At 43.5% G+C, this 26,565-nt stretch carries 19 protein-coding genes; 7 read left to right on the forward strand and 12 right to left on the reverse strand.

Annotation, left to right across the window (positions count from 1 at the left end; genetic code table 11):
- Positions 1-1,244 (reverse strand): hypothetical protein (locus MSG37_RS07720; protein WP_248470006.1); only part of this gene is annotated, 1,244 nt, incomplete at its 3' end.
- 425 nt (positions 1,245-1,669) lie between these two features.
- Positions 1,670-2,461, reverse strand: a complete 792-nt coding sequence (gene nagB / locus MSG37_RS07725; RefSeq protein ID WP_248470007.1) for a glucosamine-6-phosphate deaminase — start codon at positions 2,459-2,461, stop codon at positions 1,670-1,672.
- Between the two features lie 298 nt (positions 2,462-2,759).
- Here nagB and MSG37_RS07730 point away from each other — a divergent pair, with 298 nt between their 5' ends.
- Complete coding sequence (locus MSG37_RS07730) at positions 2,760-3,362, forward strand: pseudouridine synthase (protein ID WP_248470010.1); 603 nt, start codon at positions 2,760-2,762, stop codon at positions 3,360-3,362.
- Between the two features lie 89 nt (positions 3,363-3,451).
- Here MSG37_RS07730 and MSG37_RS07735 read toward each other — a convergent pair whose 3' ends face one another.
- The 3 genes from MSG37_RS07735 to prfB form a co-directional block, all read right to left on the reverse strand.
- Complete coding sequence (locus MSG37_RS07735; protein WP_248470011.1) at positions 3,452-6,043, reverse strand: bifunctional diguanylate cyclase/phosphodiesterase; 2,592 nt, start codon at positions 6,041-6,043, stop codon at positions 3,452-3,454.
- 548 nt (positions 6,044-6,591) lie between these two features.
- Positions 6,592-8,097, reverse strand: coding sequence for a lysine--tRNA ligase (gene lysS / locus MSG37_RS07740; protein ID WP_248470012.1), 1,506 nt, complete (start codon positions 8,095-8,097; stop codon positions 6,592-6,594).
- A 12-nt stretch (positions 8,098-8,109) separates the two neighbouring features.
- Positions 8,110-9,208, reverse strand: a protein-coding gene (prfB, locus tag MSG37_RS07745; protein WP_248470013.1) for a peptide chain release factor 2 whose coding sequence is annotated in 2 segments (ribosomal slippage) — positions 8,110-9,132 and positions 9,134-9,208 — 1,098 coding nt in all. Because the reading frame shifts where the segments join, the coding sequence is not laid out codon by codon here.
- Positions 9,209-9,930: 722 nt separating this feature from the next.
- On the opposite strand from prfB, the gene fdhF reads away from it, so the two are divergent.
- A complete protein-coding gene (gene fdhF, locus MSG37_RS07750; RefSeq protein ID WP_248470014.1) occupies positions 9,931-14,229 on the forward strand; it encodes a formate dehydrogenase subunit alpha in 4,299 nt (1,432 codons plus the stop codon).
- A gap of 70 nt (positions 14,230-14,299) precedes the next feature.
- Here the strand turns inward: fdhF and chrA are convergent, their stop codons facing one another.
- Both chrA and MSG37_RS07760 read right to left on the reverse strand, forming a co-directional pair.
- On the reverse strand, positions 14,300-15,478 hold the full coding sequence (gene chrA, locus MSG37_RS07755; protein ID WP_248470015.1) for a chromate efflux transporter: 1,179 nt from the start codon (positions 15,476-15,478) through the stop codon (positions 14,300-14,302).
- Positions 15,479-15,646: 168 nt separating this feature from the next.
- Positions 15,647-16,846, reverse strand: coding sequence for an FAD-dependent oxidoreductase (locus tag MSG37_RS07760; RefSeq protein ID WP_248470017.1), 1,200 nt, complete (start codon positions 16,844-16,846; stop codon positions 15,647-15,649).
- 574 nt (positions 16,847-17,420) lie between these two features.
- Here MSG37_RS07760 and MSG37_RS07765 point away from each other — a divergent pair.
- The 3 genes from MSG37_RS07765 to MSG37_RS07775 all read left to right on the forward strand — a co-directional run bounded on the left by MSG37_RS07765 (position 17,421) and on the right by MSG37_RS07775 (position 20,044).
- Complete coding sequence (locus tag MSG37_RS07765; RefSeq protein WP_248470018.1) at positions 17,421-17,837, forward strand: hypothetical protein; 417 nt, start codon at positions 17,421-17,423, stop codon at positions 17,835-17,837.
- A 333-nt stretch (positions 17,838-18,170) separates the two neighbouring features.
- Positions 18,171-19,613 (forward strand): thioredoxin family protein, encoded by a 1,443-nt coding sequence (locus tag MSG37_RS07770; RefSeq protein ID WP_248470019.1) that lies wholly within the window; start codon positions 18,171-18,173, stop codon positions 19,611-19,613.
- 233 nt (positions 19,614-19,846) lie between these two features.
- Complete coding sequence (locus tag MSG37_RS07775) at positions 19,847-20,044, forward strand: cytoplasmic protein (protein ID WP_248470020.1); 198 nt, start codon at positions 19,847-19,849, stop codon at positions 20,042-20,044.
- Here MSG37_RS07775 and MSG37_RS07780 read toward each other — a convergent pair.
- From MSG37_RS07780 to MSG37_RS07795, 4 genes are all read right to left on the reverse strand, one after another.
- Positions 20,041-21,180, reverse strand: coding sequence for a GGDEF domain-containing protein (locus MSG37_RS07780; protein WP_248470021.1), 1,140 nt, complete (start codon positions 21,178-21,180; stop codon positions 20,041-20,043). The two genes, MSG37_RS07775 and MSG37_RS07780, sit on opposite strands and share 4 nt — an antisense overlap.
- Before the next feature lie 80 nt (positions 21,181-21,260).
- Positions 21,261-22,835, reverse strand: coding sequence for an alkyl hydroperoxide reductase subunit F (gene ahpF, locus MSG37_RS07785; protein ID WP_248470022.1), 1,575 nt, complete (start codon positions 22,833-22,835; stop codon positions 21,261-21,263).
- 286 nt (positions 22,836-23,121) lie between these two features.
- Positions 23,122-23,691 carry an alkyl hydroperoxide reductase subunit C gene (gene ahpC / locus MSG37_RS07790; RefSeq protein WP_248470023.1) on the reverse strand — a complete coding sequence of 190 codons (570 nt, stop codon included), beginning with the start codon at positions 23,689-23,691 and terminating at the stop codon, positions 23,122-23,124.
- A 374-nt stretch (positions 23,692-24,065) separates the two neighbouring features.
- Positions 24,066-24,809, reverse strand: coding sequence for a fused MFS/spermidine synthase (locus tag MSG37_RS07795; protein ID WP_248470025.1), 744 nt, complete (start codon positions 24,807-24,809; stop codon positions 24,066-24,068).
- 52 nt (positions 24,810-24,861) lie between these two features.
- Between MSG37_RS07795 and MSG37_RS07800 the strand changes: the two genes are divergently transcribed.
- Together MSG37_RS07800 and MSG37_RS07805 are read left to right on the forward strand one after the other, a co-directional pair.
- Positions 24,862-25,107 carry a hypothetical protein gene (locus MSG37_RS07800; protein WP_248470026.1) on the forward strand — a complete coding sequence of 82 codons (246 nt, stop codon included), beginning with the start codon at positions 24,862-24,864 and terminating at the stop codon, positions 25,105-25,107.
- Complete coding sequence (locus tag MSG37_RS07805) at positions 25,104-25,628, forward strand: DUF3332 domain-containing protein (protein WP_248470027.1); 525 nt, start codon at positions 25,104-25,106, stop codon at positions 25,626-25,628. Before MSG37_RS07800 ends, MSG37_RS07805 begins: the two co-directional genes overlap by 4 nt.
- Before the next feature lie 71 nt (positions 25,629-25,699).
- Here MSG37_RS07805 and MSG37_RS07810 read toward each other — a convergent pair whose 3' ends face one another.
- The gene (locus MSG37_RS07810) at positions 25,700-26,437 is read right to left on the reverse strand and encodes a dienelactone hydrolase family protein (protein ID WP_248470028.1); all 738 of its coding nucleotides are present in this window, start codon (positions 26,435-26,437) and stop codon (positions 25,700-25,702) included.
- Between the last annotated feature and the right edge of the window lie 128 nt (positions 26,438-26,565).

Below are 26,565 nucleotides of genomic sequence, written 5' to 3' on the forward strand. Positions count from 1 at the left end.
GCTGCGGTATTCGCTTCTACTTTTTTATTCATCAACTCCATTGCATCATGAGTCTTATACAATGTCGTTTCTACACGCTGAATATCTTCATTCGTTGCAATAATTGCTTTTTCAACTTCAACTTTAGCAGCCTTGCTTTGAGCAACTAGATTATCACCAGCTTCTTTAAGATTCAGGCCTGCATTGCGTAACACAATTTCACCACTATCCATACGTGGTTCAAATGTATCAGGATCAGACTTGGCAACACTATCGAGGTAATCATATAAACTGATCTGTTTTGCTTCTCCAGAAGTTCCAGCGGAAGGATTTGGAATCATAATATCCATCAATGCCTCTGAACCTTCGGTAGCTAGAATATCTGCCGCAGCTATAGTTTTATCTTCGGCTTCAACATATTTATCAACAGTACCTTCACCGACTAAACCATCAACTTTTTGTTTAAACTCTGTACCATTTTGAGGTTCATCAATAATAGGGTCGATAATGGCATCGATTGGCTTAACATATCCAACTCTCTCAGCCAAAAGGATTTTCTTTTCTTCACTTGAAAGAGCATTCCACTCATTGAAACTCTCTTTTTGTTCCTGTGTACCTAACCCCCAACTATTTACAACTTGGTCTAAAACTGAATCATACTTCTGAGACACCGTAATATTGTTTAATGCAGCTAACGCCTTAGCCTGATCCGCCTTAGACATATTAGATAAATCGTTTTGCAAGTCAGTAAGAAGTGATTCTAAAGCTGCTGTTCGCTCTGCACCTGTTGCACCTTTATATTCACCAGAGCTTTCCATAATGTCATGAAACTCTTGCACACGCTCAGAGTTTTGAGCCCGCTCATTGAGCTTGTTGTAGCCCTTTTTATCACGTGGATCTAATCCTTTCTTTAAATTAAGACCATGATTTGGAACGCCGATAGGAGCTTCGATTCCTCGATCTTTAGCAATAACCTTTATTGATGCTCGAGCTTCTTCTTCGCTAAGAGTTACTTCATTCCAATCACCATTTTCATCTTGACGTTGTACAGTTACAGTTCCATCTTCATTCTTATAAACATCAACAACGATATCGTTTTCATCACCAAATGAAATATTTTGGCCTAACTTATCCAAGTACGCCCATTGACCGTCTCCGTCTACACATTCAAAGAGGCTTCCTTCAATAATAGTATTGCATTCGTTTGCCATAGCTGACGTCGATAGCGCCGACAAAACAGTTATTGCAATCAAAGACTTTTTCATAGTTATCACCCTTTTTTATATATCCATAAAATTTTTTAGAAACGTTATTTCGTTTCGATGGGTGAATAATACACACCAAAATACACAACTGTATAGCTATATCGATTTCAAAGAGTTTATTTTGCGATCCAGGTCTAACTAGTTATGTGACATGTGCGGCAAAACGTCATAAATAAGATCAAAAAAGGCGCTATGTAAGCGCCTTATGAATATTGGATACTCATTTATCAGTTTTTGGGGTATAAAAAAGGACAAGCTAATGCTTGTCCTTTAAGGTATCGATATGACTCTGCTTTAATTATACAAAGTTGTAAAAAGGCGATCAGATTAAGAACCTTCGCTATATCTCCTAAAAATTCAAAAGCCAAAGCTAAATAATCAATTCGATATCATAGAGAGCTTTTCTAAATATCTTTATATAAGCCTTACAGACCCAGCTTTGCCATCAGCTTTTGATTCTCAGCTTCAATATGCTTATAGAAATCACAATCAGCTAACTTTGAGGCTGCGGCTTCGTCAATCACTAACACAGCATCTTGATGCAGTTGCAGAGCCGATGCAGGGCAGGCAGCAGTTAACGCGCCTTCCACTGTCGCTTTAATCGCATCAGCTTTGTTTTCACCAGTTGCTAATAACACCACTTTTTTCGCATCTAAAATAGTGCCAATGCCCATGGTGATAGAAAGATGCGGTTGGTATTCGTCGACTGCAAAAAAACGCGCATTATCATCAATGGTCGCCTTCGTTAACGTTTTAACTCGAGTGCGTGACATCAAACCTGATGAAGGCTCGTTAAAGCCAATGTGACCGTTACGTCCAATACCAAGTAATTGAATATCGATCCCACCAGCAGCCTTAATTTTCTCTTCGTAACCTTGGCAGGCTTCAATTGGATTTTCGGCGTCACCTGGTGGCACAAACGTTTGTGACTTATCAATATCGATATGATCAAATAGCTGCTCATTCATAAAGTAGCGATAACTTTGCGGATGCGTACCCTCTAGACCTAGATATTCATCTAAGTTAAAAGTCTTAACGCTGGCAAAAGAGATCTGCTTTGCTTTGTTGGCTGCGATTAATCCTTGGTAAAGCGATACAGGCGTAGAGCCTGTTGCTAAACCTAATACTGAATCAGCCTTTTTTTGCAGCTGCTTAATAAAAATATTTGCGCCGTACTCAGCGACTGACGCACTGTCTTTTAATATTACGATTTGCATAAATTTGATCCAATATTTGTGATGCCACCAAACAGATAAACCAACCGAGTGATATTTAGGCATATCTAGTCGGTAAACTCGTTACTACCGCTATGAATTAGTCTTAGTCGCATAAATTCACAGCAGCCATTAATTAGTTAACATAACTATAACCTTAAATGACAACGCTGTCATTAGCTATTAATTAGCCACTGTGAGTCGCTATTCATACCAAGTACTAAGCGATTAGCTTAACCCCGCAATATTAAGGTTATAATGCTCAACTGTTACCTTCGCCGTCATTACTCAAGAGTCTTACATGCCTGAACTGCAAATTACTAGCACGCTACATAGCCACTTCGTGATTTATAAGCCCTATGGCTTTCTTAGCCAGTTCGTGCCAGAAACTCGTAAAAGCAAGCCAGTGTTAGCACAGCTCTGTGATTTCCCAGATAAAACCATGGCAATTGGCCGGCTCGACCACGACTCAGAAGGCTTATTACTGTTAACGACTGATGGTATGCAAAGCCACCTAATTCGCAGTAAAGACATTGAAAAGGAATATTATGTTCAGGTTGATGGTGAAGTCAGTCCTGAACAGTTAAAGCTGTTACAACAAGGTGTTGAGATTGGAGTTAACGGCACAAAATATCAAACCTTACCTTGCAAGGTTGAATTACTCATACCTGAACCAAACTTGCCAGCAAGAGGCAAGAAGATCCGCGATCCCCGCCATGGCCCAACTAGCTGGCTATCTATTACTATTCGTGAAGGAAAAAACCGCCAAATCAGAAAGATGACCGCTGCGGTGGGGCTGCCAACGCTTAGACTCGTAAGAGTGAGAATCGACCATATCAAGCTTGGATTAATGCAGCCAGGTGATGTAGTCGCGATAGAGGCATTTGATATTGGCAACGATTAAGCTCATTAATCGTTGCCAACGGAGTAAACAGGTAGTGGCTAACACTACTGAATATAAAGAAATTAACTCGCCATCACTAATAATGAAAATCAGTGCTTAAATAAAAAGTCAGTTAGATTTTCGGCTGGTTGTGGCGGACTATAAAAATAACCTTGAGCATCATCACAGCTATTTGCGGTTAAAAAGTCTACCTGTTCTTGAGTTTCAACGCCTTCGGCTACAACTTGCAAGTTTAGAGCATGCCCCATTGCAATAATCGCTTTAGCAATCGCAGTGTTATGGGTATCAGATGGCAAGCCCGCTACAAAAGACTGGTCAATTTTAAGCTTATGGATTGGTAATTTTTTAAGATAGCTAAGCGAGGAATAACCTGTACCAAAGTCATCGATAGAAAGCTCAACTCCCATCTGTCCCAATTTTGCTAAATCTTGGCTCACTACTAATGGATCTGACATCATACAGCTCTCAGTAACTTCCAATTCTAGACAGCTTGCAGATAGGCCTGTTTGCTCTAAAATTTCAGCGACTTCATCGACAAAAGAGCTACGTTGTAGCTGTTGCCCCGCCACATTGACAGCAATACGCCCAAAACTTAATCCAAGATTTTGCCAACGCACGCCCTGCTCACAGGCTTTACGCAATACCCAACGCCCAATATCTTGAATAAGACCAACTTTCTCGGCTAACGGGATAAAAACTGCAGGCGAAATGCTGCCTAGCACAGGATCTGTCCAACGCAGTAATGCCTCAAAACCGACTACATTACCCGTTTTAAAACTAAGTTTTGGCTGATACACCAAATGAAGTGCATTTAATTCTAGCGCGTCATGTAGCGCACTTTGTAGCTTCAACTTTGCCACTGACTCTTGAGTTAATGACTCAGTGTAAAATGCGTAGTTATTGCGGCCATCATGCTTAGCACGATGCATTGCCACTTCAGCGTTAACAAGCAATGTACTCGGGTCTTGGCCATCTTCAGGATAAATGGCTACTCCCATACTTGCGGTTAATCTAGCTTGCCCATGGCTACCTAACATAAACGGTTGGTCAAACATCTTTCTGAGCTTGTTAACACTTAACAGCAACATATCGCTGTTTTCAATATTAGATAAGATGACTGCAAACTCATCACTCCCGAGACGGGCGATGGTGGCAAATTTATCGAGTCCCAAGCTAAAACGATTGCTAAGTTCTAGTAAAACTTCATCACCAACTGGGTGGCCAAAACTTTCATTAATCTGCTTGAATAGGTCAACGTCGATGTAAACCAAACCTAAACGATTTTGGTTATGAGCAGCCTGTTTTAACTCTTGCTTTAAGCGGGCATTAAGTCCCATTCGGTTAGGCAATTTAGTTAATGGATCATGGCATGCAACTTCGGCTAACTTTTCCTCATTTTGTTTTAGCGCTGAAATATCAGAAAACACCGCCACAAAAAAGCGGATTTGGTTTTCATCATCGTACACCGCACTAATATTTAATATCAGTGGAAAAGTTGCCCCACTTTTACGTCGATTCCAAATCTCACCGTGCCACTTACCTTTGGTGAGTAGTGCTGACCATAATTCACTAAAAAAGGCTTTATCGTGTCTGCCGGAGTTAAATATTCGCGGGTTTTGCCCTAAAATTTCTTCTTTCTCGAAACCCGTTATATGCCTAAAGGCACCGTGAGCATCAACAATAGTGCCGTCCACATCGGTAATTATCACCCCTTCGACCGAGTTTTCAAATACTCGAGAGGCCAATTCCAGCTGATCTTTCGCAGCTTTATGAGATGAAATATTGCGTGAAATCCCGATAACCCCAGTCAGTTCGCCATCATCGTCCATTACGGGCACTTTAGTGGTTTCTAGCCATGATTCCACATCGCCAATATCCAAGCCTTCACACTCACCTGCCGACACCTCTATACCTTTGTTAATTGACGCTATATCGCTAGCAATAAAATGCTTAGCCAATCTAGGTTCAAAAAGCTCATCGTCGGTAAAGTTAATGATCTGCTCTCGAGGGAGACTCCACGCTTGCTCAACACTCTTGTTGACCAACATGTAGCGGCCAGAAGCATCTTTAATCCACACATGCTCTCTCATACAGTCGATAAAAGTCTGTAAATTGACGTCTATCAATTGATGAGAAGCGCAGCGACTAGAGTTGTATTCACGTTTAAATTCACGATAAAGACGGGTTAAATCCTGCTCAAGGCTATCAGCTGACATTTTTAGGATACGACTTATGTCAGCGCTATTAGCTTCTGATAGCTGCAGCTGAGCAGCAGTAAAATTAAAACTTGATGTTGAACGCGCGACTTCAGCTTGAATTTGCAGAGAAGTACTTGCAGCCTCGCCAATAGCAAGATAACCAAATAAGCTACCAGATGGCCAATTAATGGGGAATACACAAGCCTGATGCTCTAATGTATCAGCCAACTTAGTCCGATTAATATAATCATTTACAGCTTGCTGAATAGGACGTTCATTTAGGCTATATAAATAGTCTCGACTGACTTGGCTATTTAATGAAGTAAGCGCTGCCTCAGCAAAATTAGCTTGGCTAAGCATGACAAACTGGTCGACTTCATTGATTTGAAATAACGCGGCCCCACACTGGGCTATTCGTGCCAGCGTATCGATAGATAGCTGCCAGTCATCCCGTTGTGTTTGCGTTATTTCAATATTAATCACTCGATATCCTATTAAATCATTTTATTACTAAAAGTAGCTTTTGTTATGGGTACTTGATTCAGTATTAGCAGCCAACAAAAGAGCCTAAAATTCTTTTACACACTAGTGTTTTTCACTTTAAAAATAAAGTTCAAAATTACAACATTGCTATAAGAACCCATTAAAAAGCACAAAACATAGGCATCCATATCACTGTCACGAATGAATGACTTAGTCGAGAGCTTTTATTTGCAATAGCAAACAATTAATTTGTAATCGAACACACACCGAAATCATATTGAAAGTGCAAGAGAAACAAGGTTGGAAGCCGGTTAAAATACAAGGGTATCAGTCTAATTATATTGATAAATATCAAATAAAATCACGACTGTTTCCAAATTAATACAAATAGTATCCCATACTGATGAATGATCGCTTTATTGCTACCAATTGCCGGTAATTAAAGCTTATTTACTCATAAGCTGGTTTAGGACTGAAAACAAAAAACCAGCCGAGTGGCTGGTTTTTATTTTATTGGCGATACTGTTTAGCTGTATCAGCCCTGCAAATTAGTTCGCTTGTGGGCGCATTGCTGGGAACAAGATCACGTCACGGATAGTGTGCGTGTTAGTGAATAGCATCACTAGACGGTCAATACCAATACCTTGACCAGCAGTAGGTGGTAAGCCGTGCTCTAGTGCAGTGATGTAGTCTGCATCGTAGAACATTGCTTCGTCATCACCTGCGTCTTTAGCATCAACCTGAGCCTTGAAACGGCTGTCTTGATCTTCAGCATCGTTAAGCTCAGAGAAACCGTTAGCCACTTCACGGCCGCCGATGAAGAACTCGAAACGGTCTGTGATGAAGTGATTGTCGTCGTTACGACGTGCTAGTGGAGAAATATCCGCTGGGTAACCAGTGATGAACGTAGGTTGCATCAACTGTGGCTCAGCTGTCTCACCGAAGATCTCTTCAAGTAGTTGACCACAAGTCCAGAACTTCTCAACTGTCATGCCTAGGCTCTTAGCCAAGTCACGCATAAACTCAACGTCTTTAACTTCTTCGTAAGTCATAGACTGGATGGTAGCGTTGTCTGGGTTGTACTTCTTAATTGCATCTAACATGCTTAGACGCGCGTATGGGCCACCAAAATCAACAGTGTGCTCACCGTATGGAAGTAGTGGAGAACCACAAAGCTCAGTAGCAATAGAGCTTAGCATCTCTTCAGTTAGATCCATTAGATCGTTAAAGTCAGCGTACGCCATGTAGAATTCCATCATAGTGAATTCTGGGTTATGACGTGGCGACAGACCTTCGTTACGGAAGTTACGGTTGATTTCAAATACTCGCTCAAAACCACCAACAACTAGACGCTTAAGGTATAGCTCAGGTGCAATACGTAGATACATTTCGATATCTAGTGCATTGTGGTGAGTCACGAATGGACGTGCTGAAGCGCCACCTGGGATGCTGTGCATCATTGGGGTTTCAACTTCCATGAACTCTTTCTTAACCATGAAGTTACGGATAGCAGTAACCACTTTAGAGCGCATAACGAATGCTGCACGTGAGTCTTCGTTAACGATAAGGTCAACGTAACGCTGACGGTAACGCGTTTCTTGGTCTGTTAGGCCGTGGAACTTTTCTGGTAGCGGACGCAGTGCTTTAGTTAGCAACTGGTACTGCTCCATGTTCACGTATAGGTCGCCTTTACCTGAAAGGTGTAGCTGACCCGTCACACCGATGATGTCACCGATATCTAGACCTTGGAATTTCTCTTTAAGATCTTTTTGAACGTCTTTACCAGCGTATGCTTGGATACGACCGCTCACATCTTGGATAACCAAGAATGGACCACGCTTAGCCATTACACGGCCGGCGATTGAACGCTCAATGCCCATGCCTTCAAGCTCTTCTTTGGTGTTGTTACCAAATTCAGCTTGAATGTCTGCCGCTTTGTGTTTTCGATCGAAGTTGTTCGGGTGACCGTTTGCAGGGCAGTTCGTACGGATGTGCTCTAATTTAGCACGACGTTCTGCAATTAACTTGTTCTCGTCTTGGATTTGTTCAGTCATCTTCTTCTCTCGTTAAAGGCCAGATTTCAGGCTAGCTTCAATAAACTTGTCCAGATCGCCATCTAACACGCTCTGGGTATTTCGGTTTTCAACGCCGGTACGTAGATCTTTAATACGCGCATCATCTAGCACGTATGAACGGATCTGGCTGCCCCAGCCAATATCTGACTTGGCATCTTCGGCGGCTTGCTTATCAGCATTCTGCTTAAGCATTTCTAGCTCATACAGTTTTGCTTTTAATTGTTTCATCGCCGAGTCACGGTTTTTATGCTGTGAACGGTCGTTCTGACATTGCACTACAGTGTTGGTCGGTAAATGGGTAATACGGATTGCCGACTCAGTCTTGTTTACGTGCTGACCACCCGCACCAGATGCGCGGTAGGTGTCAATTCTTAAGTCCGATGGATTGATATCAATCTCAATCGAATCATCAATTTCTGGGTAAACGAATACCGAACAGAAAGAGGTGTGACGCTTACCTGACGAGTCAAATGGCGACTTACGCACTAAACGGTGTACACCGGTTTCAGTACGCAACGAACCAAAGGCATATTCGCCAGTAAATTTAACGGTGGCGCCTTTAATACCAGCAACATCACCTGCAGTCACTTCAATCAATTCTGGTTTATAGTCGTGAGCTTCGCCCCAACGTAAAAACATACGCAGTACCATGTTAGCCCAGTCTTGAGCTTCAGTGCCGCCAGAACCTGATTGAATATCTAAATAACAATCTGATGCATCATGTGGTTTAGAGAACATACGACGGAACTCAAGTTCCTCTAGGCGTTTCTCTAAGCCTTGTAATTCAGCGGTGGCGTCATTGAAGGTTTCTTCATCGTCTTCTTCAACGGCAAGCTCGAGTAATCCCTCGATATCTTCTAGGCCACTGTCCATATCGTCGATAGTCTTAACTACCGCTTCAAGTGCTGCACGCTCTTTGCCTAAGGCTTGGGCGTTATCTGGATCGTTCCAAACTTCTGAGCTTTCAAGCTCTCGGCTCACTTCTTCTAGACGCTCACTTTTAGCATCGTAGTCAAAGATACCCCCGAAGAAGGTCGGTACGGTCAGCGAGCTCCTTGATTTTGAATTTTACTGGATTTACTTCAAACATGATTTAATCAACTTCTTATTTGGCTAAGCGGTCATTGCTAAGCAATAGTGGTTAAATTTCTACTGCTCGACTCTTTACGAGTAAATTACTACAAATAGAAAACCCGTTATTTTAACCCATGCTTCGAATGAAACCTAGCCGCAAAAGACCACAAAATAGCAAATTTATTCAACAATATTAGCTTAAGCCCTAAAAACATACCTTAAAGCTAATAAGCAGAAAATGTAGACCCACCCACTTTCAACAAACATTGCCATTTTAGTGCAGCAGTTCAACTCGCAAGCCAGCCAAGTTGTGATCTTGACCACACTTAGCCTGACACCATTCAAATGCAAACCTCCTACCTTGGTGTTAGTGATCTGAAAAGGCATATTTTGCAAACTGAATTAGCTGAATCTACCCAGCCTATTTGTCCCCATAACGCTTAAAAACTCGCGTGCTAGCAAGCTAGAAGACGAAACCAGCAAAAACGATAAGTCGATCTCACATCAGACCAGCGGCAGCCAGCCATGCGCACACTTCCTGTCATACCTGTGAGCAGGTCAGCAATTTCAGCGCAAATTTAAACCGTGTTATCAGTGTAGAAAAAGGCCACAGGTATACTCCAAGCAATACGATTTCGCCTAGTCCATTTTCTGCGAATGCTGATGTTGCCAAGTCGCTTTGTAAAGCGATTCAACGCACACAATCAAGCTGCGACCCTATAATTAAAGGCCCATGCGATGAAACAAATAATAATTGATGGCAAAACCCTTTTAGCTAATCAACAAGACACACTATTAGATGTTGCGCTTAATGCCGATATCGCCATACCGAATTTATGTAAAACCCCTGCTAGCTCGTTAGTGCACGATAGCAAACAGCACTGTAATCTTTGTCATGTAGAGCTTATTGATTGCGACAACAATATTACCAATGTGCGCGCCTGCGACACGCGCATCGGGGATATTACCGCGCAAAATATTGAAGTCATTACCCAGTCAGCGGCGTTAAGTAAGCAGCGCAAAGCCGCGTTGCACAACATTTTGTCAGATCACTTTGCAGACTGCGAAGCCCCTTGCCAAACAGCCTGCCCCGCTGGCGTTGATGTGCAGTCTTACCTGTACCATATTGCCCAAGGCGACCACACTGAAGCCGTAAAAGTCATCAAGCAGACCTTACCTTTGCCACTCTCTATTGGCCGTGTCTGCCCTGCTTTTTGTGAAACAGAATGTCGCCGTGGTCTAGTTGACGAGCCAGTGGCTATTCGCCAATTAAAGCGTCATGCCGCCGATTTAGATTTAGAGGGCGAAAACCCATACGTACCGCCAAAAGCACCTGCAACCGGTAAGAAAGTCGCAATTATCGGCAGTGGCCCTGCGGGTATTTCGGCGGGTTATTACCTGTCTAACAATGGTCACGACGTCACCATTTTCGAGTCTATGCCACAAGCGGGCGGCTGGTTGCGTTACGGCATTCCAGAGTATCGTTTGCCTAAAGCGATTCTCGATAAAGAGATTGAGCTGCTGTGTAAAAATGGCCTCAACATTACCACAGATACCCGCCTTGGCCGCGATATTCACTTAAATGGTTTAATCACAGACTTTGATGCCGTTTGTTTAGCGATTGGCGCGCAAAAAGCTGTGCCGATGAACTACCCAGGTATTGAGCTTGAAGGTTGCTATTTAGGTGTGGATTACCTGCGAGATTACTGCACAGAGAAGCTGTACAGCACAGGCAAAAAAGTCGCCGTTATTGGTGGCGGTAACACCGCAATCGATTGTGCCCGTACAGCCAAGCGCGATGGCGCAGATGTGACATTAATCTATCGCCGTACTCGCGATGAAATGCCTGCAGAACCTTATGAAATTCACGAAGCGGAACAAGAAGGGATTAAATTCCACTTCCTAACTAATCCGATTGAAAACCACAGCGATGGCAACGGTCGCGTGGCTATGGTTACTTTTGAAGTAATGGCACTTGGTGAGCCCGACAGCTCTGGTCGTCGCAGCCCTACACCAACTGGTGAAACCTTTACTGAAGCGTTTGATACCGTCATTCCAGCAGTATCACAAACGCCAGATATGGATTTCTTGGATCACCCACAGAGCCAGCTTGCCACCGGTGAAGTAGCGTTAACTCGCTGGAATACCTTTGAAGGTTGTGAACACACTATGTCAGCAGGTCAGTCTGCCGGCCTTGATAAACTGTTTGTGATTGGTGATTCTCGCACCGGTCCTGCCACTGCTGTCGCTGCCGTTGCTGATGGCCGCAAGGCAGCTGATGCCATTGAAAAGCTGCTGAGCCAAGGCCTAACTTGTGAGCTAGTTAAGCAGCCGTTTAACTCGACTAAAGCGAAGAAAACAAGCAGCTTAAAATCGATTAAAGCCGACAACCTTTACCCAGATTCTAAAGTACAAGCCCGTAGCGTCATGCCTGAGCTTGATAAATTGCAGCGAGCATTAAACTTTAGTGAAGTTGAGCTTGGCTTTGCCGCGGATGAAGCAATGAAAGAAGCCGCACGCTGCCTTGAATGTGCTTGCCAAGCCAACACCGATTGTAAGCTGCGTGATTACGCCACCGAATATAAAGTCAAAGCCAGCGAGCTTGATATTAGTCAGGCACAGCAATTTAGTGTTGATAACAGCGCACCATTTATCACTTTCGATGCTAACCGCTGCATTAGCTGCGGTGCTTGTGTGGAAACCTGTAAAGGCGCCAGCGGTCATAACGCGATTTCGTTTGCTAAAGCTCACTACCACGCACTGCCAACGTCTTGTTCCGGCTCAATTACTGGTGATGAGCGCAAAGCACCACGTGTTGGCTTTAGCGCCAGCATGAATGATAGCGACTGTGTGCAATGTGGTAACTGTGTGCAAGTATGCCCAACCGGTGCACTGGTTGATTCACGTGACAAAACCCAAGGCTTAACAGCTGCGCAAAAAGCGCCACTGAAAACGGTATCAAGTATCTGTACCTATTGCGGTATTGGTTGTCGTATCAATCTGCATGTGGATGAGCAAAAAAACAAAATTCGCCATGTCAGCGGTGATACATCATCACCAGTGAATGAGGGAATGCTATGTGTTAAAGGTCGCTTTGGCTTTGACTTTGTTGGCAGTGATAAACGCCTAACTACACCGCTTATTCGTAAAAACGGCGAATTAGTACCTGCGAGTTGGGATGAAGCTATTGCAGTTGTTGCTCAGCGTTTTGCACAAATCAAGCAAGTATACGGTAACAAATCGATTGCAGGTTTATCGTCGGCTAAAGCCACTAACGAAGATAACTATGTTTTCCAAAAGTTCTTCCGTAGTGTGCTGGGCAACAACAACGTTGACCACTGTGCGCGCCTTTGCCACGCATCAACCGTTACCGCCCTGCGCGAAAGCTTAGGTAGCGGCGCGATGACTAACGATATTCCAAGCATTAAAGATAGCGACCTTATCTTTATTCTTGGTTCAGATACCGAAAGCGCTCACCCCATTATTGCCTCGCGTATCAAGCAAGCAATCAAAGAGCACGGCGCACGATTAATTGTTGCCGACCCTAAGCGGGTATCAATTGCCGATAAAGCCGAGCTGTATGTGGCTCAGCGTCCAGGCTCTGATGTGATGTTAATCAACGCGATTATGCAGCAGATCATTAAAAATGATTGGCATGATTTAGATTACATTCAAGCTCGCGTTGAAGGTTTTAGTCAGCTGTATGACGAGGTCATGAGCCCAGATTACAGCCCTAAAAATGCAGAACTCATCACAGGCGTCAGCGCCAGTGACATCATTAAGATGGCCAAGCTTATCGGTACTGCAGAAAAAACTGCGGTTTATTATGCAATGGGTGTAACGCAACACACCTCTGGTCACGACAACGTAACGGCAATTTCTAACCTGCAGCTATTGTGCGGCAACATTGGTGTTAAAGGCGCTGGCATAAACCCGCTACGTGGTCAGAGCAACGTGCAAGGCGCTTGTGATATGGGCGCACTACCAAACTACTTTACTGGTTACCAAAAGCTTGACGATCCGCTAGTACAAATGCGTTTCCGTGAAGCTTGGGGCAAAGAAGATCTTTGTGCTGACATTGGCTTTTCAGCCACCGAAATGATGCATGCGCTAAGCCATGGTGAGCTCAAAGGCTTATATGTAATGGGTGAAAACCCAGTGCTAAGTGACCCAGACCAAAAGCATGTTTTGCAAGGCTTAGCTGCCGCAGAGTTTGTGGTAGTGCAAGATATCTTCTTAACAGAGACTGCGGAACTGGCTGACGTGGTGTTACCTGCCGCAGCCTTTGCTGAAAAGCTCGGGCACTTCACTAATACCGAGCGCCGTGTGCAGCAGCTACTGCCTGCTGTTACGCCGCCAGGTTTAGCTAAAAATGACTGGGAGATCATCCAGCTTATTGCTAGCCAAATGGGTGAAAATTGGGGCTATCAAACAGAGAAGCAAATTTGGCATGAAATCACCGATGTCACACCGCAATATCGTGGTATTACTTGGGCTGTTATCAATAGCGAAACCGAAAACGGTCGCCAAGGTCTGCAATGGCCATGCCCAGCGGAAGGCCACCCAGGTACGCCTATTTTGCACGCTAGCCAATTTACTCACGGTAAAGGCAAAATGCGCGCAGTGCACTATCGCCTGCCTGCAGAGATGCCATGTAATGAGTATCCATTAATCCTTTCAACGGGTCGCTTGCTGGAGCAATTCCACACCGGCACCATGACCCGTAAAACAGAGGGGCTTAACCAACTTGGTGAAGCCAAAGTAATGATCTCAGTATTTGACGCTGAAAAGCTCGAGATCAATAACGGCGATATGCTCAAACTTAGCACCCGTCGCGGTGAAATTGAGATTAAAGCCTTTGTGACTAAGCGTGCTCAAGCTGGAGTGTTATTCCTGCCGTTCCACTTTGCTGAATCAGCGGCCAACAAGCTGACCAACAACGTGCTAGATCCTGTGGCTAAAATCCCTGAGTTTAAGGTGTGTGCCGTTAAAGCTGAAAAGGTTGTAGCCCAGCAAGAAGCTGTCTTACTGGTATAAAATGAACTTCAAGCTCGCATAAAAAAGGCCGTTAGAGCATGATCTAACGGCCTTTTCATTTCATTGGGATTTAGCCTGTAAACGCACCGATTAAGGCACCAGTTACACCAAAGACAGCAACTAAGATAAAGATATTTGGCTTAAAGATTTTAAATAAACCAAAGCCTAACACTACTAACGCCATATCAAGTGACGACAGCACTGCACTGCTAAAGATAGGCGTATACAGCGCCGCTAACAAAAAGCCCACCACACAGGCATTAACGCCGGCTATCGCCCCCGTCACTTGCGGCTTAGCGCTTATTGCATGCCAGCTTTTAAGCGCCACCAGCATCAATAAAAAACCCGGCAAGAATATAGCCAAAGTGGCGACCAGCGCGCCAATCAGCGGCTGTTCAATCCAGATCTCGGCCCCTAAAAAAGCCGCCAAGGCAAACATAGGCCCGGGCACAGCTTGGGCTAAAGCATAACCAGTTAAAAACTGATCGTTGCTAATGCTATCACCAACGCTTTGCTGCAACAGTGGTAACACTACGTGTCCACCGCCAAATACCATGCTTCCCACTTGGTAAAACTGGCTAAACAGTTGGGTAAGGTTAGTGATGCCGCTTTGAGTTGATAAACTGATTGCCACCAATGACGCTATCAGTAAACCTGCAAATAAACTAAGCCAAAAGAAATTGAGCTTAACCGGCTGCTGAGGCTGTTGATTTAACTCATCTGCATTACTAGCAAGATATTTTCGCCCAACCAAAGCCGCCGCAATTAACAAACTAAACTGCATCAACATGGATGGCTGCAACAAGATAATCACACAGCTAAGCACCATTAATATTTTGGCTTGTTTACGCTGACAAAACTGCTTAAACATAATCCATATTGCATCCGCTACCACTACAACAGCTAATAGCTTTAGACCATGAATAATGCCTTGGGTAAATGAGTAATCTAGCCACTGACTACTGGTTACCGCTAGTAAAAACAGCAGGATAAACGAAGGCAGGGTAAAACCTAAAAATGCCGCAATGCCACCTAATAAGCCACCGCGATGATAACCAATCGCAAAGCCTACCTGACTAGAACCAGGTCCAGGCATAAACTGACTTAACGCCACGAGACTGCCGTAGTGTTTATCGTCTAGCCAATTAAGTTCTTGTACAAAGGTTTGTCTAAAGTAGCCAATGTGCGCAGCGGGGCCACCAAAGGAAACGAGACCAAGGGAGAAAAAACGCAGGAATATTTGAAACATAACCATCCATATATAAGCACCCTAAACAGTGCTGGTAAACTCATTAATTGCAGCACAGTATGACACTAAAGTTACAGTTTAATGAAACCAAACTTTCAGTTACAAAATTCAACAATTTAACCCATTTATGGATAACTGAGATTAAAAAGTAGCGCCCTACTTCTTCAGTTACTCAAGCTGCAACTTATCAAAGTCCGCCAAGGCCTGCCTGTCTCCAATTGTCTGTTCAATCCAGTCAATCACCTCAGTTGCTGTGGTGCGATAAGTGGTAAGTTTTCCGCCATAAAGGCTCAGTAAATTTGGGTGGCTCGCTTGGCTTTTTTGCAAAGTGTCTCTTGGGCGGTCAAAAGCATTACCAGTCTGTTTAGGTAATACTCTTACTCCGCAAAAACTGTCTATCACCCGCGATTTTAACGCTTCTACATCACCAAATTCACTAAAGTAATGCTGGTAAATCCCGAGTAAATAATCAGTTTCAGCGTCGGTGATCTGTGGTTTACCTGACAATTGTTCCAGTACGGTTTCAGTGGTGCCGACTAACGTTTGGCCATTCCATGGCATCACAAAAATCACCCGCTGATCGAAACAAGACTCTAGATATAAAATGCCGTCATTAGCAGGAATATCTAGCAACAAATGGCTACCTTGCACCCACTCAATGGCTTCTGCTGCGATTTGTGGTTTCACACATGCCAGCACCTCGTTCACCCAAGGGCCTGCAGCATTAATTACCGCCAGAGCTTCTACTTGCACCGTTTCGGTTACCGCATTATTGCCACCAGCTTCCACCAACTGATAGCCCACTTTACAGTGCCCTTTGTGTTGCTCAATAGTGGTGCACTTTGCGTGTTCAATGACCTGGGCACCGAGTGAGCGAGCATTTTTAATCACCGCTTCGGTTAGTAGCTTATCGTCAGTTTGCGCATCCCAATATTGATACAGGGCTTTTAAACCTTGTAATTTTAAGCCTTTGATCTTCGACCAATGTACTGATGGGATAGATTTAAACTGCCCAAGCGCATCAAATTCACTTAGCAGCGCGTACAAACTCAGTCCGGCTCGAATCGTCCAAGGACTACGGCGGCTGTTTTCATAAACTGGAATATAAAACGGAATAGGATTAACTAAAGAGGGCGCTAATTGCAGCAAGGCTTTGCGCTCGGCAAGTGACTTTCTTACCAGTGGTAATTGGCCTGATTCAAGATAACGCAATCCGCCATGGATAAGCTTGCTCGAATTCGCTGAGGTTTGCGCGGCAATAGTGCTCTTTTCAAGTAAAAGCACACTGTACCCCGCTGCAGATGCACACTGAGCAATGCCTGCACCATTAATGCCTCCGCCTATAATGACAAGATCGACCGCATCCATTTAAACTCCTTAAACAGCTATTCAAAATCAATAACCTACAAAATATCTCGATCCAGCAATGTCAGCCCACTCTCATGACGAAACTAACAGATAAATCAATGATTAGCTGTAAATACAGCCATTTTTATATTTCGACAACTAAACCTTGCACGTACAGCCTAAATGCCTGCCAACGACACACAACACTTAATTAGCAGCACTTGTTACCTTTTATTACGCACCAATCGCAACAAACGATCGATTAAGCGGTAATCCACCTATTAGCAAAAGAGCCCAAACAGTTGTTCATTAATAAATGCTTGTATTAAAAATATTTATAAAACCAATGCTCAAAAAGTCAACATTTTGTCACCTTGCATGCAAATACTTGTCGATATTAATAATTACTCGCCGTCTAAAATATGGCACTAGCATGCCAACTAGCTAACTAATGTGCTTAGTTAAAGTAATGAATATAAAGAACATTGCAATTTTGTTACCAATAGCTTAAGTTGCGAACAATTTTTAAATTTCTGCAATAGCCAACTGTAGAAGCTTTTCTAAAAAGATTCTGATGTAATCAAGGATGTGCAAAATGAAATCACTCGCAGCTGTTTTGATGTTTTTATCAGGAAGTGCATTTGCACAGTGCGATAACGCTAGTCATGTTTTCGATATTCCTTACGCCAAAAACAGCTCATATTTTGCAGGTCAATATGCCTCGCAGCTCGACTCATTTAGCAAATCATCTTCATCAAACCAAGGCTACTTATTGCTTGAGTTTAAAGTCGACCCGAAACAACTGACAGCAGAAGCTCAGCAATACAATAAGTGGCTCGCGGAAAGACGTATTGAGCGAGTAAAAAGTTATCTCAATAAAACAGAATATTCAGCGCCGGTGATCACCCGAATACTTACAGCCAGCAATAATGTTGATCGCAGCGTTTCAATTACTTGGTGCTCAGACGAACCTGAACAATCAGCAATCCAAGTTGCTAGCAAGGATGATTAAAAATCTATAGCTAACGCTAGCAATGAAAAGACCGAGTTGAATCAGACTCCAAGCTGCTTGGGTCTGACAACAGTTCCACAACAAATCAGCTTCCATCGCCCTCTACACACAAACAATATAAGCAATAACTCAATCAAACTTTTATAATCAAGTCGTTATAAATATAGCAATAAGTTTAATCTCATTGCATGAAATTCGTTCTAGTTCCCAAAAGTAATATATTCGGGATTTCATTAGCAAAAATGAAACATTTCACCATTAAAGCTTCCGTCACTAAAGTAGAATGTCAGCAACAAAACGGTTTAAACCTGCCTAAATTGTCCTGGAGATCCCATGGCCAAATCCATTTTACTATTTATCAGTCTCGTACTTGCTAGCCTTAGCCTATCACTGCCAAGCTTTGCTAACACCAATATCACCAGTGCCAATAGCGAAACTAGCATGTGGCACTACACCAATGCTCAAGGTGAGTTAAAAGTTAAGCTTTATTTCTTTTGGTCTAAAACCTGCCCACATTGCGCTGAAGCTCATCCATTTATAGATAGTTTGCCAGAGCGTTATCCTTGGATTGAAGTGGAAGATCATATGATTACTGCTGCCGATACCATGGCTATATGGCAAGAGATCGCTAAGCAAACAGGGACTGAAGCACGCTCGGTACCTTACTTCGCTAGCGGTGAAAAAGCGGTCGTCGGCTACAGCAGCCAAGCCGTTACCGGTGAGTTCTTAGTGCAGCGCTTAAAGTCATATTATGTATCGTTAGGCGGTAAATTAGCGCCAGAAAAAGAGGGCCAATATACTGCGACCGCCCCAGCAACAGGCGGTTTATTTGGCACTTGTAGTGAAAGTGATAGCCAAGAAGGTGGCGATGGTACTTGTGATTTAGGCTTAGATAACAGCAATGAGCTAGCCAGCTCTGATGTTCAACCTGTCGAGCTACCACTTGTTGGTGTAGTGCATCCAGAACAAATGTCATTACCGTTACTTACTGTAGTCCTTGCCGGTGTTGATGCTTTTAACCCTTGCGCTTTCTTTGTATTACTGTTTTTGCTGTCGATAATGGTTAACGCCAAGAGTCGCGCCCGCATGCTGATTGTTGGCGGGATCTTTGTATTCTTCTCCGGGTTTATCTACTTCATCTTTATGAGTGCTTGGCTGAATATCTTCCAATTACTGGGCGCAGGTAGCGATGGCGGCTGGATTATTCTCGGCGCAGGTATGCTCGCCTTGATTGCTGGCGCGGTGAATATTAAAGACTATTTCTTTACCAAAGGCGAAGTCACCTTGTCGATGTCAGCCGAAAACCGCACAGGTTTGATTAAGCGTATGGGCAAATTAACCAGCGCCAGCAGCATGACAGCCATGATTGCCGGTACTGTGGTGTTATCAATATTAGCGAATGCCTATGAGCTGCTGTGTACTGCGGGATTCCCAATGATCTATACCAGCGTGCTATCTATGCATGACTTAGAAACATTTGAACGCTACATGTACCTTGTGATGTATAACGTAGTGTATGTCATCCCACTTGCAGCAATTGTGATTGCTTTCAGTGTGTCACTTGGTAAGCGTAAGCTTACTGAAAAAGAGGGCCAAACCCTTAAACTAATGTCTGGCATTATGATGATGGGCTTAGGCGGCATGTTAGCCCTTGACCCAACAGCACTGCAAAATGTGGCGTTAGCAATAGGCCTAATCTTTAGCTCTATTATGCTCACAGTGCTCATCACGCTAGTGCGTAAGAGCCTAGAAAAGGTTAACGCGAAAAAGTCATAACCCAGCAAACTAAGGCCTTAGATAACACCTTAGCTAAGGCCTTAGTTTTCTATAATAAAAACCTAACGCCTAAACCTTCACAGCTCTTTGCTTTGCCTAGGACCTAGGTCCTAGGTCCTAGGAGCGCTTCCTCAAACCTTCTTTAAGCAGATACACTCTGTAACAGGAATAAACTTAAGTCATTGAGCATACAGCCGATAACTACATGACATTCCTAATTAATTGAGTTGAATATGGCTGTAACTATTTCTAGTGCGAATCTACAACCGAATATGAGTCATGGTGAGGTTGGCATTAAAGTGGCACAACTTGCAAAAGACCAACAAAAAATCGAAGGTGATATTGCGCTGCAATTAATTAATGCAGCGTTGCCTGAAGCGGCCCCAGCGCCTGTTGGCAATACGGGTCACAATATCAATACCACAGCTTAAACCGCTTGCTTATTTGAGACTGGCTCTGTTTGTGAAACAAAGCCGTCTCTGCCATTCGCTTTAGCTTGATAAAGCATGCTATCAGCCCTTTCTAACAAGCTACTCGCTACCTCTGGTGCTTGCCATAATGCTATGCCCTGAGAGACAGTGATGTATTTAGCCACAGCCGAACTCGGATGGCTTAGCTTCTCTTCGCGCAACATCTGCTGAACTTTTGCTGCGACGCAGTTTGCGCCACGCAAGTCGGTATTAGGTAGTACCATCACAAACTCTTCACCGCCATATCTAGCCACTAAATCCCTTGGGCGCTCAAGAGCTTGATTTAATAATTCAGCGACTTTTACCAAGTATTCATCACCAACTTGGTGACCTAAGGTGTCGTTTAGCGGTTTAAAATAGTCAATGTCTAATAAAATAATACTCAATGGCTGCCGATTGCGGGCAGCGGCTTTGCTTTCTTGAAGTAACACATCATCAAAATGACGTCGGTTGCTAATGTTTGTTAAACCATCAATTAACGCCAAACGCTTAAACTGACTTAATAGCTTTTTCTTTTCGACATTGCGTATTATTGCTTTAAAGAACCAACCAGCAATAATTTTCTGTCCAGATAGAATAACCATTAAGAAACACAAAAACTTAGTTAGTGGGTAAACAATAGCTTCTGAAAATTGTAGTGAGTGATAAACCGCACTAAACGCAAGAAAAGGCAAAATAACGCTCACCATGATATTGCGATGAGGGAATAAGGCGAGAGCAAACACCAGCACTAAAATATCTGCTAAAGACTCCACACCAGGCATGTTTTGCTTAGATAGAAAAGCTAGCGACACCAGCACTAGGCTCCATGAGCTCACCAACAGACCTAAGTAAACATAAGTTTGTGTGACTGTAACTTTAAATAGGCCTTTGCTTTTTACTGTATACAAGCACAAGCCTAATACAGCTGCTAGTGGCACCAATTTGATAAGCAATGCTCCTGCATCATAATAATGCCTATCAAAGTAGTAAGTATTTGCTAGCACAACACATAGCATGGCCAAACTGACATAGCTTGCCCATAAAATGCCACGTTTTAAAATTGTGAAAGTTTCACGTTTTAATTGCGCTTGATACCGGTGTGAATTCAGAGCCATTTTACCACTTCCATTTTTGTCTTTGACTCGTATAAAAAAAGCCAGCGTCTTGCTGGCTTTAATACTAACGATTAATCACTTTAGGCTGCAACACTGCTGGTGTCTAAATCGTCAACATTTTGGCGAATAAGATAATCAAATGCGCCAAGTGATGCTGTTGCGCCGCTGCCCATGGCAATAATAATCTGCTTATAAGCCGAGTTCGTTACATCACCTGCTGCAAACACACCGGGTAATGAGGTTTCACCTTTAGCGTCAACAATGATTTCACCGCGAGCCGTCATATCGATAGTGTCTTTTAACCACTCAGAGTTTGGCACTAAGCCGATTTGCACAAAGATCCCTGCAAGCTCAACATGATGACTCTCACCCGTTGCGCGGTCAGTATAATTTAAGCCGTTTACGCGCTTACCATCACCAGTCACTTCTGTGGTCATAGCCTGGGTAATAATCTCAATATTACCCATTGATTTAGCTTTACGCTGTAAAACCTCATCAGCGCGCAATGACTTATCAAACTCGAGTACGGTAACGTGCTCAACGATATTGGCCAAGTCGATTGCCGCTTCAATACCCGAGTTACCACCACCGATCACCGCGACACGCTTACCTTTAAATAGTGGGCCGTCGCAATGTGGGCAATATGCCACACCACTACCGCGATACTCTTGCTCACCCGGAACGTTCATTTCACGCCAGCGAGCACCGGTCGTTAACAAGACAGTTTTACTACGCAGCACTGCGCCGCTTTCAAGCTTTAATTCAAATAGCTCGCCAGACTTTAAACTTAATGCGCGTTGGTTATCCATGATGTCGACGTCATATTCATGTACGTGCGCTTCAAGATTCGCCACCAATTTTGGTCCTTCGGTCGCTTTGACTGAGATAAAGTTCTCAATACCAACAGTTTCAGCAACTTGACCACCAAACTTGTCAGCCACAATACCGGTGCGTAAACCTTTTCGTGCTGCGTAAATTGCTGCCGATGCACCAGCTGGGCCACCGCCAACCACTAATACATCAAATGCCTCTTTTTGATTCAGCTGCTCAGCTTTTCTGCCTGCGGCATTAACATCTAACTTGTTCAATATCTCAACTGTGCTGATTGCGCCCATTGAGAATTGCTCACCATTAAGGTACACGGATGGCACAGCCATAATGTTGCGTTCATTGACTTCATCTTGGAACAATGAGCCGTCAATCATTACATTAGTAATGTTTGGATTAATTGCCGCCATCATATTCAGCGCTTGTACCACTTCTGGGCAAGTCTGACAGCTTAGCGACACATAAGTTTCAAAACGATATTCACCCGGCAGTTGACGGATCTGCTCAATAACATCGCTATCAAGCTTAATAGGGTGACCACCACTATGCAGCAGTGCAAGCACTAGAGACGTGAACTCATGCCCCATAGGCAGACCAGCAAAAGTAATTTGTGAACCTAATGCAGGGTTAACCACTGCCATTGATGGCGTACGCTCACCCACTTGCTCTGTTACTGATATTAGTGAAGACAGACTATCAATATCTGCGGCAAGCGACTTAAGCTCTTGGGCTTTTTTGCTGTCATCAGCCGACACAACCAGCTCAACTGGATGCTTGAGGTTTTGCAAATAAGTATTCAGTTGGTTCTTTACGTTTGCATCTAACATGATGACTCCTAAATAATCTGATTCTGTTGTTCAATACTCGTTCTAGAGGCAGCAGATATCGCAAGCAGCGCCTAGAGATAACAAAAATAAAAAGTGATAAAGAAAATAAAAGGTGTAGCTGCTGTTAAGTATTAATAATAAAAACTGTTCAGCCTCAACCTCAGGGGGGAAGCAAGGCTGAACAATATAATTAAGGAGATGAAACCGACTAATGGTTGCTTGTTGCGTTAGTAAGAGGTGGAGCTTACTAACGCGCTGCCATCAGGCTTACCTTAACTTTTTGCGATTAAATCTTACCAACTAGGTCGATTGATGGAGCAAGTGTTTCTTCACCTGGCTGCCATGCTGCTGGGCAAACTTCACCGTCGTGAGTTGCTACATACTGAGCTGCTTGAATTTTACGAACTAGCTCTGCTGCGCTACGACCAATACCTAGGTCATGTACTTCAGCAACTTTGATTTCACCTTCTGGGTTGATAACAAATGTGCCGCGTAGTGCTAGACCATCTTCTTCAATCATCACACCGAAGTTGCGTGTGATAGTACCAGTTGGGTCACCAATCATTGGGTACTGGATCTTGTTGATAGTGTCAGAGCTTGCGTGCCATGCTTTGTGAGTGAAGTGAGTGTCAGTTGATACTGAGTAAACTTCAACGCCCATAGACTGTAGCTTCTCGTAATGGTCAGCCATGTCGCCTAATTCAGTAGGACATACAAACGTAAAGTCAGCAGGGTAGAAGAAAACAACTGACCACTTACCTAGTAAGTCTTGCTCTGTCACTGGGTGGAAGTCACCGTTGTGGAAAGCAGTTGCTGAAAATGGCTTGATTGTAGAGTTGATGATTGACTGATGCATGTAATGCTCCATTTTAATAATAAAAAATAAAAATACTTTCTTTAAATTCAACAAACTGGGCTGAGTGATGATGAGTCCCTAAAAGCCAGTTCGTTTTCGATGGAAGCATAGTAGCCGAGAAAAATGATTTGTGGTAACGAGTAAAAGCTATCATCCTAATCTAAAAATCCGAATAGGATTAACAACTCAATGATATGCAGAGAAAGCAACACTTGCATTAGTGTAGATAAACAGCAATTCATAGCTAAGTATTTATAAATACTGTGAATAGAAAAAAGTTAATCAATCGCAGCGAAAACGGGATGAAGTATAGAGTGAGCTTTAAAACAGCTTACTAGCTCGAATAAGCTAGTAAGCATAAGGATTGACGAGTATTACTCCCACACATCAAAGCGTGTGAGTGAACGTGCCAATTGGAAATCAAGTTGTTGCGATAGCGACTGCGCCTTGGTTTTAAGCGCACTTGCACTAATATCTCGCTTAACCTTGCCAGCAAACACAACCCAGTTACCGCTGCCAGTTAAGCATGCACGCACTTCAGCGAAATGCATATTAAGGTAGCTGAGTAACTCGCGGTTTTGGCTGTGCTCTTTCCAGCAATTTAATACCAAATAACCATCTGCTTTAATCAACGCGGCGCACTGAGCGATAAATGCTTCTGATACTTGCGCAGCATCAACACCTTCTGCGCTATAAATATCAGTAAATACCACATCGACCCGCTTATGATCTGCAGCTGCTAAAAACTGCTTTGCATCTTGATGGATTACTTTTAGCTTTTTACTGAGCGGCAACTGAAAGTAGCGCTTAGCCAATTCAATCACTTCGCTTCTTAGTTCTACCGCGGTTAACTTAATACCAGCATCAAAGTGGCGTAGCGCATGGATCAGTCCGCCACCACCTAGGCCCAACACAATTGCACTTTTAGGCTGGCTATAAAGCAGCACCAATAACATGGCTTGCACATAGGTGTGCTGTGGAATATGGGGCGTTGCCTTGAGCAACTTACTTTGCTCATCGTTTTCACCAAAAGCTAAGATCCGTGTTTCTTTATCTTCTAGTACGATAAGTGGACCATATTCATCTTGGGTTTGATGTAAAACTTGATAATCTGACATACGCTCTCCGGTAATTGGGGCGCTATTATGCGTTAATTATCCCTAGAGTAAAATGGCTAACACCTCAGCATTAGCGCAAGTATCAACCCGCACCGCACAACAAGATGAACACATCAACCCACTTAAAGACACAGTAAGCCAAAGTGGGAAGCAAACGCTACAAAGCCACCACACAGCAAGCAGTCGCCGATACAAACCCAACAAATACCCAACCTGGATTTGTGACTCGGTTCACGTTTCATTTTTTGGTGTTACATACAATCTGCGCCAATCTCAATTCACTCAAATAGATCAATGAAAAAGACAATCTCAGCTATCGCACTAACTGCAGTATTAAGCACTCAATTAACCGGTTGTATGGGCCAAATGGGTCTAAGCGCCATGGTAACTAAAGCTAACTTAAGCGCAGTTGATAACCGTTACGGTCGTGCAGGCCTATTCATGCTACTAAGCCCTATCTATGGTTTCGCAGCAACAGGCGATCTATTTATTATTAACAGCATTGAATTCTGGACTGGTACTAACCCTATTACTGGCCGTTCTCCTGCTGTAGTTGATATGCCAGTTGAAGCTATTTTCAAAGTAAACCAGCATATTGATGGCGATCTAACCACTGCACCATTAAAGAACGTTAAGTTGACTAGCGCTTCAATGGTAGCAACTGACGAAAACACTTTAGCTATGACGCTTGTTTATGAAGACGGCAGCCAGCAAGTGATGTCAGGTGTTAAAGATAACGACCACGTTGATTTCTACCTAGATAATGCCTTTATTGCACGTGTTAGCACTGCAGAGCTAGCGGCTTACCAGCAAGGTTGATAGCCCGCAGCATACAAAAAAGGGGCGAGTCAATAATGACTCGCCCCTTTTGTTTCAGAAACCAGTAGAAACTACTTTAAGGTTCGCTGAAAAAACGCCACCGCTTGCAAATACATTTGCAGCGCTAACGCAGGATCGTATCTATCGCCTTCATCACGCATAAAGGCATGCTGTGCGTTCACTTCCAGCCAGTTGAACTTACGCTCTGTCGCCTCAAGTTTGTTATAAATAACTTTGCGCCCTTCACTGGATACGTGAGGATCTTGCTTACCAAATACCATCACTAACTCAGCAGCAATATCACCTGTACGAGTTAATGAGTCATTGCCTTTATCGCAGGGTAAGGTATTTGAGTGAATATCGGTTGGGTATAAACAAAATGCCCCTTGGATATCAGGGTTTAACGCTGCACGATAGGCTAAATGGCCGCCAATACAGACTCCCATACTACCGATATTGCTACTACAAAAGCTCATACTTCGAGCAAAATCGACTAACGCTTCGGTATCTGAATCGTGATGCTCTAACGGTTTAGTAAACTTATCAGCATTACCTTTATCTTTACCCACATCATCATACTCAAGCACTGTGCCTATTGGGTTTAGTTCATGAAAGACTTCTGGCACTAACACCACAAAACCGTGACCTGCTAATATGGCAGCGGCGCGAGCGATTGGTGCGGTTTGCTGAAAAATCTCAGAATAGAAAATAATCGTCGCAAACTGGCCTTCACTATCTGGGCGATAGAGGTAGGCGCGCATAGGCCCTGTCGCAGTATCAATATCATGGACTTCTTGAGTAATGATCATCGGCTTTCCTTAGTCGCTTTTTTATATTTAGGCTGCTACGAGCTCGAGGGGTTCCGCTCAAACCTAGAGGAATTATGCAGTCTATTATGAATCAATTTAGCATTTGCTAACACTATCTTAAATAATGT

The sequence above is a fragment of the Shewanella sp. 1CM18E genome, from assembly GCF_023161665.1.
In the GTDB taxonomy this organism is placed as follows: domain Bacteria; phylum Pseudomonadota; class Gammaproteobacteria; order Enterobacterales; family Shewanellaceae; genus Shewanella.

Excerpts from the sequence above, each read along its gene's own strand:
- MSG37_RS07805 (WP_248470027.1), top strand. The coding sequence starts at position 25,104 with ATGAAAAAGACAATCTCAGCTATCGCACTAACTGCAGTATTAAGCACT.
- MSG37_RS07795 (WP_248470025.1), bottom strand. The coding sequence starts at position 24,809 with ATGTCAGATTATCAAGTTTTACATCAAACCCAAGATGAATATGGTCCA.
- ahpC (WP_248470023.1), bottom strand. The coding sequence starts at position 23,691 with ATGCATCAGTCAATCATCAACTCTACAATCAAGCCATTTTCAGCAACT.
- fdhF (WP_248470014.1), top strand. The coding sequence starts at position 9,931 with ATGAAACAAATAATAATTGATGGCAAAACCCTTTTAGCTAATCAACAA.
- MSG37_RS07780 (WP_248470021.1), bottom strand. The coding sequence starts at position 21,180 with ATGGCTCTGAATTCACACCGGTATCAAGCGCAATTAAAACGTGAAACT.
- ahpF (WP_248470022.1), bottom strand. The coding sequence starts at position 22,835 with ATGTTAGATGCAAACGTAAAGAACCAACTGAATACTTATTTGCAAAAC.
- MSG37_RS07730 (WP_248470010.1), top strand. The coding sequence starts at position 2,760 with ATGCCTGAACTGCAAATTACTAGCACGCTACATAGCCACTTCGTGATT.
- MSG37_RS07770 (WP_248470019.1), top strand. The coding sequence starts at position 18,171 with ATGGCCAAATCCATTTTACTATTTATCAGTCTCGTACTTGCTAGCCTT.
- chrA (WP_248470015.1), bottom strand. The coding sequence starts at position 15,478 with ATGTTTCAAATATTCCTGCGTTTTTTCTCCCTTGGTCTCGTTTCCTTT.
- lysS (WP_248470012.1), bottom strand. The coding sequence starts at position 8,097 with ATGACTGAACAAATCCAAGACGAGAACAAGTTAATTGCAGAACGTCGT.
- MSG37_RS07775 (WP_248470020.1), top strand. The coding sequence starts at position 19,847 with ATGGCTGTAACTATTTCTAGTGCGAATCTACAACCGAATATGAGTCAT.
- MSG37_RS07765 (WP_248470018.1), top strand. The coding sequence starts at position 17,421 with ATGAAATCACTCGCAGCTGTTTTGATGTTTTTATCAGGAAGTGCATTT.
- nagB (WP_248470007.1), bottom strand. The coding sequence starts at position 2,461 with ATGCAAATCGTAATATTAAAAGACAGTGCGTCAGTCGCTGAGTACGGC.
- MSG37_RS07810 (WP_248470028.1), bottom strand. The coding sequence starts at position 26,437 with ATGATCATTACTCAAGAAGTCCATGATATTGATACTGCGACAGGGCCT.
- MSG37_RS07800 (WP_248470026.1), top strand. The coding sequence starts at position 24,862 with ATGGCTAACACCTCAGCATTAGCGCAAGTATCAACCCGCACCGCACAA.
- MSG37_RS07760 (WP_248470017.1), bottom strand. The coding sequence starts at position 16,846 with ATGGATGCGGTCGATCTTGTCATTATAGGCGGAGGCATTAATGGTGCA.